Genomic DNA, 15,766 nt, shown 5'->3' with positions numbered 1-15,766 from the left:
CGGTCTGAATGGGGGAGAGGACTAACGCATGGCGATGACAGGTGTGGTGAAAGACGAACTGAGCCGCCTGCCGGTGCTCAAGCCGTGCTGCCGAAAGGCGGAGGTTTCGACGCTGCTGCGGTTCGCCAGCGGCCTGCACCTGGTGGGCGGGCGGATCGTGATCGAGGCCGAACTCGACACCAACGCGACCGCACGGCGGCTGATCAAGGACATCGGCGAGGTGTTCGGGCACAAGGCGGAGGTGCTCGTGCTCGCGCCCGCCGGGCTGCGCAAGGGCTCGCGGTACGTGGTGCGCGTCTACCGCGACGGTGAGGCGCTGGCCCGCCAGACGGGTCTCATCGACAACCACGGCCGCCCGGTGCGCGGCCTGCCCCGCCAGGTGGTGGCGGGGGCCGCCTGCGACGCGGAGGCCGCCTGGCGCGGCGCCTTCCTGGCGCACGGCTCGCTGACCGAGCCCGGACGGTCGATGTCGCTGGAGGTCACCTGCCCGGGGCCCGAGGCCGCGCTGGCGCTGGTGGGCTCGGCGCGGCGGCTGAAGATCCACGCCAAGGCGCGCGAGGTGCGCGGCGTGGACCGGGTCGTGGTGCGCGACGGCGACGCGATCAGCGCGCTGCTCACCCGCCTCGGGGCGCACGACAGCGTGCTCGCCTGGGAGGAGCGGCGGATGCGCCGCGAGGTCCGGGCCACCGCGAACCGGCTGGCCAACTTCGACGACGCCAACCTGCGGCGCTCCGCGCGGGCCGCGGTGGCGGCGGGGGCGCGGGTGCAGCGGGCGCTGGAGATCCTCGGTGAGGAGGCGCCCGAGCATCTGGTCGTCGCCGGGCGGCTGCGGGTGGAGCACAAGCAGGCTTCGCTGGAGGAGCTGGGGCAGATCGCCGATCCGCCGCTGACCAAGGACGCGATCGCGGGGCGGATCCGGCGGTTGCTGGCGATGGCGGACAAGCGGGCGTCCGATCTGGGCATCCCCAACACTGAGGCCAATCTCACAGTGGACATGCTCGCCCCGTGAGGGGGTGCGGCGCGTCCTGGGTCGTCCGGCGACACGTGCCGGACGGCGCGGGCTTACGGGTGGCGCGGGGCGCGTTAGCCGGGGTGGCTGGGCGGTGTGGCCGGTCGGCCGGGCACGGCGGACGGCGCGTCTCGGCCGGAGTGGTCGGGCGGCCCGGCACGGTCAGACGGCGCATGGCGGCCGCGTGGCCGGGCGGTGTGGCCGGTCGGCCGGGCGCGGGCTGATGCTTGTGGCGGCTGGGCGGACTGGGGTGGTGCCCGCCGTGCCGTAAGCGGCTGGGCGGGCTGGGGTGGTGCCCGCCGTGCCGTAAGCGCCTGTCCTTCGGGTGAGAAGGGGCTGGCCGCTGGTCAGTCGCCGGTGGACTTGCGGGGGGTGAACAGGTCGGCGGCGGGCTTCGGGGAGGGTTGCTGGGCGGGCTCGAACGGGGCCCGGTACTCCGGCTCCTGCGTCTCCTCCGCCTCCGGGGCGGCCGCCTGGGCGCCCTGGGCGCGGCGTACGCGTACGACTCGGAGGTTGACCAGGGCGAAGGCGGCCACGGCCGCCACGGCGATGCACAGCCAGGCCGCCCACGACTCCGCCAGCGGCGCCCGGTAGAGGGACAGCGCGTCCGGCAGGCCCGCGTTGAAGTTGGGCAGGTTGATGTCGTCCATGCCACCGGGTGCCCGCCCGCCGGGTGAGCGCAGGGCGGTGCCGATCAGCACGGACGAGCCGGTGACCTGCCCGGCCAGCACGGCGCCGCCCGCGTACAGCGCCGCGACCGGGAGCAGGACGAGGCTGTGCGGGCGTACGGCGCCGATCGCGAGGGCGACCAGTACGGCGATCAGCAGCGACAGGGCCAGCGAGATGGGCAGCCCGCCCCCGAACTCCATCACGGCGTCCGGCATGCTGCCCTGGAACAGGACGGCCGCCCCCAGACCCGCCGCGCACACGAGCGCCGCGAGCAGACCTACGACGAGCCCGGATAGTAGGCCGGACCGCTTATGTGACATCTCAGCCCCCAGAGAATGCACGAATTTACTCCGACGAGTCGGGCACTTTACTCGAACCTCGCAAAACGTGTCGCCAGAACCGCGATTCACATGCTGGTACCTGCAGTGGTCTAAACCAATTTGGGTCCGATAAGGTTCGTGGTTGAGGTTTCAGCCCGCCATCTGTTCGAGGAGATCGGTTCCCGTGAGCATCCGCGTAGGCGTCAACGGCTTCGGCCGCATCGGTCGCAACTTCTGGCGCGCTGTCGCCGCCAGCGGCAAGGACATCGAGATCGTCGCGGTCAACGACCTGACCGACAACGCGACGCTTGCCCACCTGCTGAAGTACGACAGCATTCTGGGCCGCCTGCCGTACGAGGTGAAGGCCACGAGCGATGAGATCACCGTCGACGGCAAGGCGATCAAGGTCTTCGCCGAGCGCGACCCGGGCAAGCTGCCCTGGGGCGACCTCGGTGTTGACGTGGTCGTCGAGTCGACGGGCCTGTTCACCGACGCCACCAAGGCGAAGGTGCACGCCGACAACGGCGCGAAGAAGGTCATCATCTCCGCCCCGGCGAAGAACGAGGACGTCACCGTCGTCATGGGCGTCAATGACGGCGACTACGACCCGGCCAGGCACACGATCATCTCCAACGCCTCCTGCACCACCAACTGCCTGGCGCCGATGGCCAAGGTCCTGCACGACACCTTCACCATCGAGAAGGGTCTGATGACCACCATCCACGCCTACACGCAGGACCAGAACCTGCAGGACGGCCCGCACAAGGACCTGCGCCGCGCCCGCGCCGCCGCCCTCAACGTGGTGCCCACCTCCACCGGCGCCGCCAAGGCCATCGGCCTGGTGCTGCCCGAGCTGAAGGGCAAGCTCGACGGCTTCGCCATGCGCGTGCCGATCCCCACCGGCTCGGCCACCGACCTCACCGTCGACGTCAGCCGCGACGTCACCGTCGAGGAGGTCAACGCCGCGGTCAAGGCCGCCGCCGAGGGCCCGCTCAAGGGCATCATCAGCTACACCGAGGACGAGATCGTCTCCTCCGACATCGTGACCGACCCGGCCTCGTGCATCTTCGACGCCGGCCTCACCAAGGTCATCGGCAACCAGGTGAAGGTCGTCGGCTGGTACGACAACGAGTGGGGCTACTCCAACCGCCTCGCCGACCTGATCGAGCTGGTCGGCCGCGGTCTCTGACGCGACGCGGCAGGAGCGGAACAAGGAGCATGAGCATGCGCACGCTCGACGATCTCGACGTGAAGGGGCGGCGCGTGCTCGTGCGCGCCGACCTCAACGTCCCCCTCGACGGGGAGACGATCACCGACGACGGCCGCATCCGGGCGTCGGTTCCGACGATCAAGGCCCTGGTCGGCAGGGGCGCGAAGGTCGTCGTCTGCGCCCACCTGGGCAGGCCGAAGGGCCAGGCCGACCCGAAATACTCGCTCAGGCCCGTGGCGGCGCGCCTTGGCGAGCTGCTCGGCCAGGACGTGGCCTTCGCCACCGACGTGGTCGGCGACAGCGCGACGAGCACGGTTGAATCGCTCCAGGAGGGCCAGGTGGCCCTGCTGGAGAACCTGCGCTACGAGCCGGGCGAGGAGTCCAAGGACGACGCCGAGCGCGGCGCGTTCGCGCGGCGGCTGGCCGGGCTGGCCGAGCTGTACGTCGGCGACGGCTTCGGCGCGGTGCACCGCAAGCACGCCAGCGTCTACGACGTGCCCGAGCTGCTGCCGCACGCGGCGGGCGGGCTGGTCGAGGCCGAGGTCGAGGTGCTGAGGAAGCTGACCGAGGACACCGAGCGCCCCTACGTGGTGGTGCTGGGCGGCGCCAAGGTCTCCGACAAGCTCGGCGTCATCGCCAACCTGCTGACCAAGGTCGACCGGCTGCTGATCGGCGGCGGCATGGCCTACACCTTCCTCAAGGCCCAGGGCCACGAGGTGGGCAAGTCGCTGCTCCAGGAAGACCAGCTCGACCAGGTGCGCGGCTTCCTCGAGCAGGCCGTCGAGCGCGGGGTGGAGCTCGTGCTGCCCGTGGACGTGCTGGCGGCGGTCACGTTCGCCGCCGACGCGAAGCACGACGTGGTCGAGGCCACGGCCATCCCGGCCGACCGGGAGGGGCTCGACATCGGGCCCGCGACCCGCGAGCTGTTCGCCGCCAAGCTGGCCGACGCCAGGACCGTCTTCTGGAACGGGCCGATGGGCGTGTTCGAGTTCGACGCGTTCTCCGGCGGCACCAGGGCGGTGGCCGAGGCGCTGATCTCGTCCGACGCCTTCACCGTGGTCGGCGGCGGCGACTCGGCGGCGGCCGTGCGTAAGCTGGGCCTGCCGGAGGACGGTTTCTCTCACATTTCCACCGGTGGTGGGGCCAGCCTCGAATACCTCGAGGGCAAGACCCTTCCCGGACTCGCGGCCCTGGAGGACTGAGTTGCAGCGGAAGCCGCTCATCGCCGGCAACTGGAAGATGAACCTCAACCACTTCGAGGCCATCGCGCTGGTCCAGAAGCTGGCCTTCGCACTCAACGACAAGGACTTCGACAAGGTCGAGGTGGCCGTCCTGCCGCCGTTCACCGACCTGCGCAGCGTCCAGACCCTGGTCGACGGAGACAAGCTCAGGATCGTGTACGGCGCCCAGGACCTGTCCCAGCACGACGGCGGCGCCTACACCGGTGAGGTGTCGGGCGCCATGCTGGCCAAGCTCGGCTGCACCTACGTGACGATCGGCCACTCGGAGCGCCGCCAATACCACGGCGAGGACGACGACCTGATCAACGCCAAGGTGCAGACCGCCTACCGGCACTCGCTGACCCCCATCCTGTGCGTGGGAGAGGGCCTGCTGGTGCGTCAAGAGAACGGTCACATCGCGCACTGTCTCGGCCAACTCGACGGGGCGCTGCGCAAAATCACCGCCGAGCAGGCAAAATCGATAGTGGTGGCCTACGAACCGGTGTGGGCGATCGGCACCGGCGAGGTGGCCACCCCCGAGGACGCCCAGGAAGTCTGCGGAGTGTTGCGAGTCAGACTCGCTGAGCTCTACGACGCCGAAGTGGCCTCGGGGATCCGTATCCTTTACGGAGGCTCGGTCAAGTCAGGCAATATCGCAGGGATCATGGCTCAGCCCGATGTCGACGGCGCGCTCGTGGGCGGTGCCAGCATCGACGCCGGGGAGTTCGCGAAGATCTGCCGATTCTCCGATATGCCAGGCTAACTGAGTCGTTCTGGGGGTGCGACTTGACATCAGGTCGTACCCTCAAGAGGCAAGTTTGAATCGTCACGCGTAACAGAGCACTGAAGGAACAGGCATACCGTGGAAATCGGAATCTCCATCGCCCTCATCCTGGCGAGCGGCCTCATGATCCTGCTCGTCCTGCTCCACAAGGGCAAGGGTGGCGGCCTGTCTGACATGTTCGGCGGCGGTTTCTCGTCGAACTTCGGTGGTTCCTCGGTGGTGGAGCGCAACCTCGACCGGCTGACCGTCATCACGGGCACCGTCTGGTTCGTCTGCATCATCGCTCTCGGCCTGCTCATGAGGCCCTGAGCAACAGAAGTTAACGCGTGACAGTGATTCTCCCCCCGTGTCTGTACGCGGGGCGATCGAGCGAGGAGTTCATCCGTGGGTAGTGGCAACGCGATCCGTGGCAGCCGAGTCGGCGCCGGCCCGATGGGGGAGGCCGAGCGCGGCGAGGCGGCTCCGAGAGTGCGGGTCTCGTTCTGGTGCGCCAACATGCACGAGACGCGCCCCAGTTTCGCCAGCGACGCGGCGGTCCCCGAGCTGTGGGACTGCCCACGTTGTGGCCTCCCAGCCGGACAGGACGAGGAGGCCCCGCCTGCCCCGCCCAAGAATGAGCCGTACAAGACGCACCTGGCCTACGTGAAGGAGCGCCGGAGCGACAAGGACGGCAAGGCGATCCTCGAGGAGGCACTGGAGCGCCTGCGCAACAACAAGTCCCCCTGGTAGTGGTCATGACGAAGGGGCCCGGGAAGCAGCTTCCCGGGCCCCTTCGGCGTGCTGCTAGCGGCTCTCGTGGACGGCCACGCCGTCCACGAACGTCATCCGCACCCGCGTCGTCCAGATCTCGCCCGGCGGGAGCTCGAACGGGTCGCGGTCCAGCACCACCAGGTCGGCCGGGCGGCCCGGCTCGATGACGCCGGCCGGCGAGCGGTTGATCCAGGCCGAGCCGGCGGTGTACGCGGTCATGGCCGTGGTCAGGTCGAGGCGCTGGCCGGGCAGGAACGGGGTCTGCGCCGTCGGATAGTCCGCGTGCACGGAGCTGCCCGGCTCGGTGCGGTTGACCGCCACGTGCATGCCCTGCAGCGGGTCGGCGTTGGAGACCGGCCAGTCGCTGCCCGCGCAGAACCGGGTGCCGTGCGCCAGCAGGTCGGCGAACGGGTATTGCCACGACGAGCGCGGCTCGCCCAGGTACGGCAGCGTCAGCTCGTCCATCTGCGCGTGGTGCGTGGCCCACAGCGGCTGCAGGTTGGCCGTGACGCCCAGCGCGGCGAAGCGCGGCACGTCGGAGGGCTCGATGATCTGCAGGTGGGCGATGTGGTGCCGGTTGGCCGGACCGGTGCCCTCGAAGCTGTCCAGGGCCTCGCGCACGGCCCGCTCGCCGATGGCGTGGAAGTGCACCTGGAAGCCGTGCCGGTCCAGCTCGGCGACGTATTCCCGGAGCTTGTCCGGATCCACGTACGACAGCCCCGTGCCCCCGCACAGGCAGTACGGCTCCAGCGTCGCGGCCGTGAAGTTCTCCGTGATGCCGTCCTGCATGATCTTGACCGAGCCGGCGCGGAAGCGGTCGAGCCCCTCGGCGGCGGCCCGGCGCGCCAGCAGGTCCTCCACCTGGTCCAGCCCCCGCGTCCGGTCCCACCACAGTGCCCCCACCACGCGCGCCCGGAGCCGTCCTGAGCGGGCCGCCGCCAGGTAGGTGGGCAACTGGTCGTCCGAGCCCGCGTATGAGCCCACGATGGCGTCCTGCCAGCCGGTGATGCCCAGCGAGAACAGGTGCCGCTCCGCCTCCGCCAGCGCGTCCTCCAGGTCCTGGGCGGCCGGGCGGGGGGTGAGCAGGCCGACGAGGTCCATCGCGCCCTCGTGCAGGACACCGGTCGGCTCTCCGGCGGCGTCGCGCTCGATGCGGCCGTCGGCGGGGTCGGGGGTGTCGCGGGTGATGCCGGCCCGTTCGAGCGCGCGGCCGTTGACCCAGGCGGCGTGGTGGTCGCGCTGGATCAGGTAGGCGGGGCGGTCGAGGAAGTCGATCTGGTCACGGTGAGGAAGGCCGCCAGGAAATGCCGACATGTCCCAGCCGCCGCCATCAATCCACTCTTTATCAGGATTGTTCGCCGCGTAGTCTGCGATCTTTTCTACGTACGCCTCAAGCCCGAAAACCTCTGACAAATCGCACTTTGCTCGTTCCAGGCCCGCCTGCACGGGATGGATGTGCGCGTCCGTGAAACCCGGCACCAGCAGACCGCCGTCCAGATCGACCGTCTCGTGGGCCTGCCGCGACAGGTCCCCCTCCGGTCCCACGGCGGCGATCACGCCGTCACGCACCAGCACGGCCTCGGCCAGAACGCCCTTCGGGGTGAAGGCGCGGCCCCCTCGGAAGAGGATGTTCATGGGGGGTCTCCCTTTCTCGATCCCTCTATCTTCCCGCTCCTGCTCAGTGACCGGTGATGAGGTCGGCGAAGCGGGCCAGGACCGAGGTGCGCGGCATCGTGCGCTCGCGGTGGTCGGCCATCCGGTAGAGCCGGTACATCGCGTGCACGCCCACCCAGCGCAGCGGCTCCGGCTCCCAGGAGCGCACCCGGCGGCCCACCCACGGCAGCGCCGTCAGCTCCGTCTCCTCGCCGAGGATCAGGTCGCGCAGCGTGCGGCCGGCCAGGTTCGTGGTGGTCACGCCGTGGCCGGTGTAGCCGCCCGCCCAGCCCAGGCCCGTGGCACGGTCCACGTGGACGGTCGAGCACCAGTCGCGCGGCACGCCCAGCACGCCCGACCAGGCGTGCGCGATCGAGGAGGAGCGGGCGGCGGGGAAGAAGTCGGTCAGCAGCCGCCACAGGGCCTCGACGGTCCACTCGTGGGTGTGGCCGCGCGCGTCGACCCTGGAGCCGTACAGGTACGGGCGGCCGCGCCCGCCGAAGGCGATGCGGTCGTCGGCGGTGCGCTGGGCGTACATGTAGTAGTGGGCCATGTCGCCGAGCAGCTCGGCGCCCTGCCAGCCGACCTCGTCCCAGAAGGAGGCGGGGAGGGGCTCGGTGACGATCATTGAGCTGTTCATCGGGAGCCACTGGCGGCGCAGGCCGCGCAGGCGGGCGGTGAAGCCCTCGGTCGCGCGGATCACATGGCCCGCCGACACCGTGCCGTACGGGGTGACCGCCCGGTGCGGGGCGATCTCGGTGACCGGGGTGCGCTCGTAGATGGGCACGCCGAGGTCGCGTACCGCCCTGGCCAGGCCCTGGGCCAGCTTGGCGGGCTGGATGCGCGCGCAGTGGGGGCTCCAGGAGGCCGTGAGGGCCCCGGAGACGCGTACGTGCTCCGAGGGGTCCACCAGGCGCAAATCGGGCTCCAGGATGCCCCAGGAGCGGGCGGAGGCCACCGTCTCGCGCAGCCGGGCCGCCTGGGCGGGGGTGCGGGCCACGTTCAGGACGCCGCCCTTGACCAGGTCGCAGTCGATGGACTCCTTCTCGCAGGCCGCGATGACCTCGTCGATCGAGGCGTACATCTCGCGCTGCAGCCGCCGGGCGCCCTCCCCGTACCGCTCGTGCGAGCCGGCCAGGTCGCCGGTCAGCCAGCCGCCGTTGCGCCCGGACGCGCCGAACCCGGCGAACTCCTGCTCCAGCACCACCACTCTCAGGGACGGGCGGGCCCGCTTGAGGTAGTACGCGGTCCACAGGCCCGTGTAGCCGGCGCCGACGATGGCCACGTCGGCCTGGAGGTCGCCGCCGAGCCGGTGGCCGGGGGAGGGTACGCCGGAGGACCGGTACCAGAAGGAGACGTCGCCGTTCACGAACCCGGACGACAAAGGGGCACGCACGCTCATGGCGACATATCCTCCTATATCGGGATAAGTCGGCGCATCTCGCGACGAAATACGCAATGAAACACATCGTTAGCGACCGTGTAACAGCCGCCCGGCATGCTCGTGTGCATGGGATTCTTGCGCATCCGCACCACGGTGGACGAGCGACCCGGCCGGCTGGCCTCGCTGGCCGCGGCCCTGGCGGCCAGGGGCGGCAACATCCTCGGCCTGAGCGTACAGTCCGACACCGACGGCACCGTCGACGAGTTCGTCGCCGACATCCCGGCCAGTCCCGAGACCGTGCGCGAGGCTCTGGAGGCGGCCGGTGGCCGCCGGGTCCAGGTGGTGCCCGCCACCGCCCACGAGCTGACCGACGAGCCCACCAGGGCGCTGCTGCTGGCCTCCAGGCTGCGCTCGATGCCGTGGCGGCTGCCCGAGCTGCTGGCCGAGCTGCTGCGCGCGGACGACGCCCGGTGGATCTATGGTGAAGCGGTGAGTGATCTTCCCGACCCGACCCAGCTCGTCGTGCCGGTCGCGCCCAGGCGCGCGGTCCGGCTGCGCCGCGCCGAGCTGCCGTTCACGCTGACCGAGGCGGCCAGGGCGGCCTCCTTCGCCAGGCTCGCCCAGCCCGCCACCGAGCAGGCCGGCGGCGAGCGCGGGGTCAAGCTCGCCGACGGGGTCGAGGTCACCGTGCGCCCGCTCACCTCCATCTACCGCGAGGCCGTGCGCGACCTGCACGACCGGTGCTCGCCGGAGTCGCGCAGGTTCCGCTACTTCACCTCGATGCCCGCGCTGCCGCCCCGCATGTTCGACCGGCTCTGCGACCGCAGCAGGGGATACTCGCTGGTCGCCGGGCACGACGGGCAGGTCGTGGCGATGGCCAACCTCATGTTCACCCCGGATCCCGGCATCGCGGAGATGGCATTCCTGGTCGAGGACCGCTGGCAGGGGCGCGGTCTGGGCACGGCGATGGCGCGGATGCTGGTGCGGGCGGCCCGCGATCTCGGCTACGCCGAGGTCAGGGCCACCATGCTGTCCGACAACGCGAAGATGCGCAGGCTGCTGATCTCCCTGGGCGCCACGCTCAGCTACACCGAGGACCCCGGTGTCGTGGAGGCGCGGCTGCCGGTCGGCACGATGGCCCCGGCCTAGGATCCCAGGCTCAGCCCAGGCCGGCCTCGTCGTCGCCTGTCTTGCCGGCATCCGGGTCCCGCCGGATGCCCAGGTGGCGTTCGATGCGCTCCAGGCTCTCCTGGATCTGCGTGAGCCGCTCGCCCAGCATGGAGCCGCCGGCGAAGAACATCTCGGCGGGGCGTTCCTTGGGGCCGCGGCCCACGCGGTCCAGCACGCGCTGGCGTACGTCCGCCAGCTCCGCCCCGGCGTCCGCGAGCCCCTGGGCGGCCAGCCCCTCGCCCTCCCTGATCAGCCCGAGCAGGATGTGCTCGGTGCCGATGTAGTTGTGGCGCAGCTGCAGCGCCTCGCGCAGCGACAGCTCCAGGACCTTCTTGGCCCGCGGCGTGAACGGGATGTGCTCCCCGGGCGCCTTGCCGCCGCGGCCGACCTCGCGCTCGACGAACGCGCGTACGTGGCCGAGCTCCACGCCGCAACTGTCGAGCACCAGCGCGGCCAGTCCCTCGCCCTCGTGGATGAGGCCGAGCAATAGGTGCTCCGTGCCGATGTAGTTGTGGTTCATCATCCGCGCCTCCTCCTGGGCGAGGACGACGACCCTGCGCGCACGGTCGGTGAAGCGTTCGAACACCGGGGGCCTCCGTTCGGCTGGGGCTGCCTCCACTATGCGCTACAAAGCCGGTGATGTGGGGTATTTGTCCTGTGTGGATCTTGACGAGGTGGCGGACCGGCTGTACGCGTTGCCGCCGTCCGAGTTCACCGCCGCGCGTACGGCGGAGGCCCGCGCGGCCAAGGACGCGGGCGAGGCGGGGCTCTCGCGTGACATCGCGAAACTTCGCAGGCCGACGGTGTCCGCCTGGGCGGTGAACCGGCTCTCCCGCGAGCATCCCGACGAGCTGGCCGAGCTGCTGGAGGTGGGGGAGCGGCTGCGCGCGGCCTGGGCGGAGCAGGACGCCGACGAGCTGGCCGCGCTGACCCAGCGCCGGGCCGAGGTGACCGGGAAGGTCGGCAGGCTCGCCAGGCAGGCGGCCGGCCTGTCGCCCGCGGCGGGGACCGAGGTGGACCAGACCCTGGACGCCGCCCTCGTGGACGCCGACGCGGCCGCGGAGGTGCGCCGCGGGCGCCTGGCCAAGCCCCTGCACTACAGCGGTTTCGCGCCCGCCCCCATCCCGCGCGAGCGGCCGGCCGCGCGGAAGCGGAAGACGCCGGAGGACGAGGCCGCCGAGGCCAGGCAGCGCGAGGAGGCCGAGGCGAGGAAGGCCGAGGAGCGCGCGGAGGCCGAGGCGGCGCACCGGGAGTGGCGCCAGGCGCTGGACGCGGCCGAGAAGGAGCACGACGAGCGCGCGGAGAAGGTGAAGCGGCTGGAGGGGAAGCTGGCCAAGGCGCGCAAGAGGCTCGAGGACAGCCGGCAGCGGCTGGAGGTGACGCGGCGGGAGGAACGGCACGCGCGGCAGCGTCTGGAGCGGTAGGGTGTACGAAACGGTTTCGTACACTTAGGAGTTGCGATGACGACCTGGACCCCCGCCTCCATGCCCGACCAGACCGGCAAGACCGCCATCGTGACCGGCGCCAACAGCGGCATCGGCCTGCCCACCGCGCTGGAGCTGGCCCGGCACGGCGCGCACGTCGTCGTGGCGGCGCGCGACCCGGAGAAGGGCGGCGAGGCGGTCGCGCGGATCCTGCGGGAGGTGCCGGGCGCCCAGGTGGAGTACGGGCGGCTCGATCTGGCCGACCTGGACTCGGTCAGGCGGTTCGCCGAGGGCGTGGACAAGGTGGACCTGCTGATCAACAACGCCGGCATCGGCATGGTCCCGAGGCGGGAGACCAAGGACGGCTTCGAGCTGCAGTTCGGCACCAACCACCTGGGGCACTTCGCGCTCACGGGCCTGCTGCTGCCGCTGCTGGTCGCCAGGCCCGGCGCCCGGGTCGTGACCGTGTCCAGCGACGCCCACTCGGTCGGCCGGATCGACTTCGACAACCTGGACCTGGAGCGCGGCTACGGCCGCATGTCCGCCTACGGGCGCTCCAAGCTCGCCAACCTGCTGTTCACGCTGGAGCTGCAGCGGCGGGCCACGAAGGCGGGGATCGACCTGAAGAGCATGGCGACCCACCCCGGCATGACGGCCACGCGGATCGTCAAGCTGGGGCCGTTCCAGCCGCTCCTGGGCGTGTTCCTGCAGTCGGCCGAGGCCGGCGCCGTGCCCTCGCTCTACGCCGCCACCTCGCCCGACGTGCGGGGCGGCGAGTATTTCGGGCCCAAGGCCAAGCTGCTGGAGCCGTCGCAGGCGGCCCGGTCGGAAACGACCGCCGCACGGCTGTGGGACGTGTCCAGCGAGCTGACGGGCGTACGATTCGAGAAGCTCGCCAATCTCTGAAGGACGTGCACGTGGCTCCACTCGACCCTGAGCGTGACAGGGCCATTCTCGACGCCACGATGGAGCTGCTGTCCGAGGTCGGCTACGACCGCATGACGGTCGACCAGATCGCCAAGCGGGCCAGGGCCAGCAAGGCCACCATCTACCGGCGCTGGGCGGGCAAGCCCGAGCTGGTGGTCGACGTCATCTGCCGGCGCTTCGACACGGACGCGCCGCCCGGCGAGGACACCGGCTCCCTGCGCGGCGACCTGGCCTCGATCTTCCGTGGCCTGTGCGAGGCGGTGGAGCGCAAGCACACGCTCGTCATCGGGCTGTCCTCGACGCTGGTGTCCAACCAGGAGCTGGCCCGCACGCTGCGCGCCCACATGCCGGCGAAGAACCTCGGCGACGTGCGGGCGCTGCTGGAGCGCGCCGTCAAGCGCGGCGAGCTGGCCGGGCCGGTCGATCCCGGGCGGCTGTTCGGGCTGGCCGAGGCGCTGGTGTGGCACCGCATGATCTTCGCGGGGCCGCCGTTCGAGGCGGCGTTCGTCGAGGAGTCGGTGGACGGCGTGCTCATGCCGGTGGTCAGGGACTGGGCGGGCTAGTCGCCCGGGCCAGGTAGGCACAGACGGGAAAACCCTCTCCCGCGTACGGCTCCGCGAGCCGGAGATAGTGGCCCCTGATGCGCTCGACCGTCTCCGGCGGCTGGCCGGCGATCATCGCGAACCGGGGCCCGCCCGCCTGCACGATGTCCGTCCACCAGGTCGCGAGATCCACCCGGTGGCGCCACCTGACGGTCTCCACTGCCGCCCCGGCGAAGCCGGCGCCCACCAGCAGGGCGGTGAAGCGCCGCGGGGTGTCGTGGGCGGTGAAGGGGCGGGCCGGGGGGTCGTAGGGGACGCGGGCGGCGGCGATGGCCTCGGTGAAGACGTTCGTGGCGGTCATCTCGTCGGACTTCCACCAGGTCAGGGCGAGCGCCCCGCCCGGGCGCAGCACGCGGTGCAGCTCCCTGAGCGCCGCGGCGGCGTCGGGCACATGATTGATGACGAAATTTCCGGCTATCGCGTCGAACTGCCCGTCCTCGAACGGGAGGTCGGGCAGCGCGGCCAGCCGGACGGTCGCGTACGGGTGGCGCCGGGAGGCCAGCTCCAGCATGCCGGGATCGGCGTCCACGGCGGTGACCTCGGCGCCCACCGCGAGCGCCGCCGCCGTCACCACTCCGGTGCCGCAGCCCACGTCGAGCAGGCGGGGGGCGCGGACCTGGCAGGCCGAGGCGAGAAGGGGACCGACGGTGTGGGAGCTGAGGTGGGCGAAGCCGCGATCGTACGCTTCGGCGTTGGTCACGCGGCCCAGCCTAGCCCAGCCGCCGAACCTCACATTCTGATGTGAGATTTCCCCCTAAAGGCTGTTTTTTCGGGAAATGTCGCCCCTAATGTCATCCGCATGACCATCGACGCCTTCATCGACGCCCTCCCCAAGGTCGAGCTCCACGTGCACCTGGTGGGCTCGGCCTCGGTACCCACCGTGCTGGAACTGTCGCGCCGCCACCCCGGCACCGAGGTGCCCACCACGGAGGAGGAGCTGCGCCGCTTCTACACCTTCACCGACTTCCCGCACTTCGCCCGGGTGTACCGGGCCGTCAACGCGCTGGTCCGCGAGCCGGAGGACGTGGCGACCCTCGTGCTCGGGCTGGCCCGCGACCTCGCCCCGCAGGGAGCCCGCTACGTGGAGCTGCAGGTCACGCCGTACGCCCACCACATCGTCGGCATGCCCATGCGCGAGGTCACCGAGGCCCTGGACCTGGCCGCCCGCCGCTCGCTGGCCGACCACGGCGTCGAGATGGCCTACATCTTCGACATCCCCGGCGAGTACGGCGAGGAGGCCGCGAAGATCACCCTGGAGCACGCCCTCCAGGAACCTCCCGCCGCGCTGGTAGGTTTCGGCATCGGCGGGATCGAGCAAGAGCGCCCGAAATATCGTGACGCCTACCGTTCGGCGTTCTCGGCCGCCCGGGCGGCGGGCCTGCACAGCGTCCCGCACGGCGGGGAGATGTCCGGCCCGGAGACGATCTGGGAGGTCATCGACGGCTACGGCGCCGAGCGCATCGGCCACGGCATCAACTGCCTGTCCGACCCCCGCCTGGTGGCCCACCTGCGCGAGACCCAGCTCCCGCTGGACGTGTGCCCGACCTCCAACCTGTGCACCGGCCAGATCTCCCGCATCGAGGACCACCCGCTGCCCCGGATGCTGGAGGAGGGCCTGTACGTCACGCTGAACAGCGACGACCCGCCGATGTTCGCCACGACGCTGGCCGAGGAGTACCGGGTGGCGGCCGGGGTGTTCGGCTTCGGGAAGGAGGAGCTGGCGCTGCTCGCGCGCAACGGGGTGCGGGCGTCCTACCTGGCAGAGGAGCGCAAGCGGGCGCTGGAGGCGGAGATCGACGCGCTGGTCGCCGCCTCGTAGCCGCCGGGCCCGCGCAGGCGCCCGGAGACCACGCTGGCAGACCTCAGGGGGACGCGATCCGGCCCAGGCCCGGCGGGATCTTGCTCGCCGCCGCCCGGTCCAGCAGGAACAACGTCCGCCCCCGGCCCCGCGCCCCCGCCGCCGGCACCTGTACGGGACCCGAGTCCGACAGGGCCAGCCGGACCGCGCCCGACTTCTCCTCACCGGCCGCCACCACCCACACCTCGCGCGAGGCGTGGATGGCCGGCAGCGTCAGCGAGATGCGCGTCGGCGGCGGCTTGGGCGAGCCGTGCACCGCCACCACCGGGCGCGTGTCGTAGAGCGCGGGCATCCCCGGGAAGAGCGAGGCCACGTGGGAGTCGGGGCCCATGCCGAGCAGCATCACGTCGAAGTTCGGCACCGGCCCGTGGTCCTCCGGCCGGGCGGCCTTGCGCAGCTCGGTGGCGTAGGCGTCGGCCGACTCCTCGGCCGACATGCCCGAGTCGGGGCCGCGCATGACGTGCACCCGCTCCGGGTCCACGTCCACGTGGTCCAGCAGGGCCTCACGGGCGCCGGTCTCGTTGCGTTCCTTGTCGCCGGTGGGGACGAAGCGCTCGTCGCCCCACCAGACGTCCAGGCGCCGCCAGTCCACGGCGTCCCGGGCGGGCGTGGCGGCGATGGCCGCCAGGGTGGCGATGCCGACCGTGCCGCCCGTCAGCACGATCGAGGCCGAACCCTTGGCCGACTGCACGTCGACCAGCCGGGTGATGATCCGCGCCGCCACGGCCTTGGCCAGGACGTCGGCGTTGCGGTGCACGACGATGCTGGGAACGCTCACTGTCATCC

16 protein-coding genes and 1 pseudogene are annotated in these 15,766 nt (G+C 71.3%); 11 read left to right on the top strand and 6 right to left on the bottom strand.

Annotation, left to right across the window (positions count from 1 at the left end):
• Positions 1 to 28: 28 nt before the first annotated feature.
• Positions 29 to 1,009, top strand: a complete 981-nt coding sequence (gene whiA, locus ACTWPW_RS44550; protein WP_185103354.1) for a DNA-binding protein WhiA — start codon at positions 29 to 31, stop codon at positions 1,007 to 1,009.
• A 347-nt stretch (positions 1,010 to 1,356) separates the two neighbouring features.
• Here whiA and ACTWPW_RS44545 read toward each other — a convergent pair whose 3' ends face one another.
• On the bottom strand, positions 1,357 to 1,998 hold the full coding sequence (locus ACTWPW_RS44545; RefSeq protein WP_443172279.1) for a hypothetical protein: 642 nt from the start codon (positions 1,996 to 1,998) through the stop codon (positions 1,357 to 1,359).
• A gap of 184 nt (positions 1,999 to 2,182) precedes the next feature.
• On the opposite strand from ACTWPW_RS44545, the gene gap reads away from it, so the two are divergent.
• The 5 genes from gap (at position 2,183) to ACTWPW_RS44520 (ending at position 5,941) form a co-directional block, all read left to right on the top strand.
• Positions 2,183 to 3,187: a type I glyceraldehyde-3-phosphate dehydrogenase gene (gap, locus tag ACTWPW_RS44540; protein WP_375114143.1), complete on the top strand. Its 1,005-nt coding sequence runs from the start codon at positions 2,183 to 2,185 to the stop codon at positions 3,185 to 3,187.
• A gap of 35 nt (positions 3,188 to 3,222) precedes the next feature.
• Positions 3,223 to 4,410 carry a phosphoglycerate kinase gene (locus tag ACTWPW_RS44535; RefSeq protein WP_443172278.1) on the top strand — a complete coding sequence of 396 codons (1,188 nt, stop codon included), beginning with the start codon at positions 3,223 to 3,225 and terminating at the stop codon, positions 4,408 to 4,410.
• Position 4,411: 1 nt separating this feature from the next.
• Positions 4,412 to 5,191 (top strand): triose-phosphate isomerase, encoded by a 780-nt coding sequence (gene tpiA, locus ACTWPW_RS44530; protein WP_443172277.1) that lies wholly within the window; start codon positions 4,412 to 4,414, stop codon positions 5,189 to 5,191.
• Between the two features lie 99 nt (positions 5,192 to 5,290).
• Complete coding sequence (secG, locus tag ACTWPW_RS44525) at positions 5,291 to 5,521, top strand: preprotein translocase subunit SecG (RefSeq protein WP_090942947.1); 231 nt, start codon at positions 5,291 to 5,293, stop codon at positions 5,519 to 5,521.
• A gap of 75 nt (positions 5,522 to 5,596) precedes the next feature.
• Positions 5,597 to 5,941: an RNA polymerase-binding protein RbpA gene (locus ACTWPW_RS44520; RefSeq protein WP_090942943.1), complete on the top strand. Its 345-nt coding sequence runs from the start codon at positions 5,597 to 5,599 to the stop codon at positions 5,939 to 5,941.
• 54 nt (positions 5,942 to 5,995) lie between these two features.
• On the opposite strand, the gene ACTWPW_RS44515 is transcribed toward ACTWPW_RS44520, so the two are convergent.
• Positions 5,996 to 7,597, bottom strand: a complete 1,602-nt coding sequence (locus ACTWPW_RS44515) for an amidohydrolase (RefSeq protein WP_443172276.1) — start codon at positions 7,595 to 7,597, stop codon at positions 5,996 to 5,998.
• A gap of 43 nt (positions 7,598 to 7,640) precedes the next feature.
• A complete protein-coding gene (locus ACTWPW_RS44510) occupies positions 7,641 to 9,017 on the bottom strand; it encodes an NAD(P)/FAD-dependent oxidoreductase (RefSeq protein WP_443172275.1) in 1,377 nt (458 codons plus the stop codon).
• A 108-nt stretch (positions 9,018 to 9,125) separates the two neighbouring features.
• On the opposite strand from ACTWPW_RS44510, the gene ACTWPW_RS44505 reads away from it, so the two are divergent.
• Entirely contained in the window at positions 9,126 to 10,148 is a 1,023-nt protein-coding gene (locus tag ACTWPW_RS44505; RefSeq protein WP_443172274.1) for a GNAT family N-acetyltransferase, read from the top strand.
• Between the two features lie 190 nt (positions 10,149 to 10,338).
• Here the strand turns inward: ACTWPW_RS44505 and ACTWPW_RS44500 are convergent.
• A pseudogene (locus tag ACTWPW_RS44500) lies at positions 10,339 to 10,755 on the bottom strand (Clp protease N-terminal domain-containing protein); the annotation flags it as partial.
• Between the two features lie 73 nt (positions 10,756 to 10,828).
• On the opposite strand from ACTWPW_RS44500, the gene ACTWPW_RS44495 reads away from it, so the two are divergent.
• From ACTWPW_RS44495 to ACTWPW_RS44485, 3 genes are read left to right on the top strand one after another with little or no spacing between them, the layout of a single operon-like run.
• On the top strand, positions 10,829 to 11,593 hold the full coding sequence (locus ACTWPW_RS44495) for a hypothetical protein (RefSeq protein WP_443172273.1): 765 nt from the start codon (positions 10,829 to 10,831) through the stop codon (positions 11,591 to 11,593).
• 36 nt (positions 11,594 to 11,629) lie between these two features.
• Positions 11,630 to 12,499, top strand: coding sequence for an oxidoreductase (locus ACTWPW_RS44490; protein ID WP_443172272.1), 870 nt, complete (start codon positions 11,630 to 11,632; stop codon positions 12,497 to 12,499).
• An 11-nt stretch (positions 12,500 to 12,510) separates the two neighbouring features.
• Complete coding sequence (locus ACTWPW_RS44485) at positions 12,511 to 13,083, top strand: TetR/AcrR family transcriptional regulator (protein WP_375114135.1); 573 nt, start codon at positions 12,511 to 12,513, stop codon at positions 13,081 to 13,083.
• On the opposite strand, the gene ACTWPW_RS44480 is transcribed toward ACTWPW_RS44485, so the two are convergent.
• Positions 13,064 to 13,822 carry a class I SAM-dependent methyltransferase gene (locus tag ACTWPW_RS44480; protein ID WP_443172271.1) on the bottom strand — a complete coding sequence of 253 codons (759 nt, stop codon included), beginning with the start codon at positions 13,820 to 13,822 and terminating at the stop codon, positions 13,064 to 13,066. The two genes, ACTWPW_RS44485 and ACTWPW_RS44480, sit on opposite strands and share 20 nt — an antisense overlap.
• A gap of 99 nt (positions 13,823 to 13,921) precedes the next feature.
• Here ACTWPW_RS44480 and add point away from each other — a divergent pair, with 99 nt between their 5' ends.
• A complete protein-coding gene (gene add / locus ACTWPW_RS44475) occupies positions 13,922 to 14,941 on the top strand; it encodes an adenosine deaminase (protein WP_443172270.1) in 1,020 nt (339 codons plus the stop codon).
• A 43-nt stretch (positions 14,942 to 14,984) separates the two neighbouring features.
• On the opposite strand, the gene pgl is transcribed toward add, so the two are convergent.
• Complete coding sequence (gene pgl, locus ACTWPW_RS44470; protein ID WP_375114132.1) at positions 14,985 to 15,758, bottom strand: 6-phosphogluconolactonase; 774 nt, start codon at positions 15,756 to 15,758, stop codon at positions 14,985 to 14,987.
• Positions 15,759 to 15,766 lie beyond the last annotated feature (8 nt).

The organism is Nonomuraea sp. KM90, from assembly GCF_052246675.1.
Classification (GTDB): Bacteria; Actinomycetota; Actinomycetes; order Streptosporangiales; family Streptosporangiaceae; genus Nonomuraea.
This window is presented reverse-complemented; position numbering and strand designations above follow the sequence as displayed.

What these genes read in the sequence shown, in the direction of transcription:
- whiA (WP_185103354.1), top strand. Translation starts at nt 29, where the DNA reads ATGGCGATGACAGGTGTGGTGAAAGACGAACTGAGCCGCCTGCCGGTG.
- ACTWPW_RS44545 (WP_443172279.1), bottom strand. Translation starts at nt 1,998, where the DNA reads ATGTCACATAAGCGGTCCGGCCTACTATCCGGGCTCGTCGTAGGTCTG.
- ACTWPW_RS44535 (WP_443172278.1), top strand. Translation starts at nt 3,223, where the DNA reads ATGCGCACGCTCGACGATCTCGACGTGAAGGGGCGGCGCGTGCTCGTG.
- ACTWPW_RS44515 (WP_443172276.1), bottom strand. Translation starts at nt 7,597, where the DNA reads ATGAACATCCTCTTCCGAGGGGGCCGCGCCTTCACCCCGAAGGGCGTT.
- ACTWPW_RS44510 (WP_443172275.1), bottom strand. Translation starts at nt 9,017, where the DNA reads ATGAGCGTGCGTGCCCCTTTGTCGTCCGGGTTCGTGAACGGCGACGTC.
- ACTWPW_RS44505 (WP_443172274.1), top strand. Translation starts at nt 9,126, where the DNA reads ATGGGATTCTTGCGCATCCGCACCACGGTGGACGAGCGACCCGGCCGG.
- ACTWPW_RS44490 (WP_443172272.1), top strand. Translation starts at nt 11,630, where the DNA reads ATGACGACCTGGACCCCCGCCTCCATGCCCGACCAGACCGGCAAGACC.
- add (WP_443172270.1), top strand. Translation starts at nt 13,922, where the DNA reads ATGACCATCGACGCCTTCATCGACGCCCTCCCCAAGGTCGAGCTCCAC.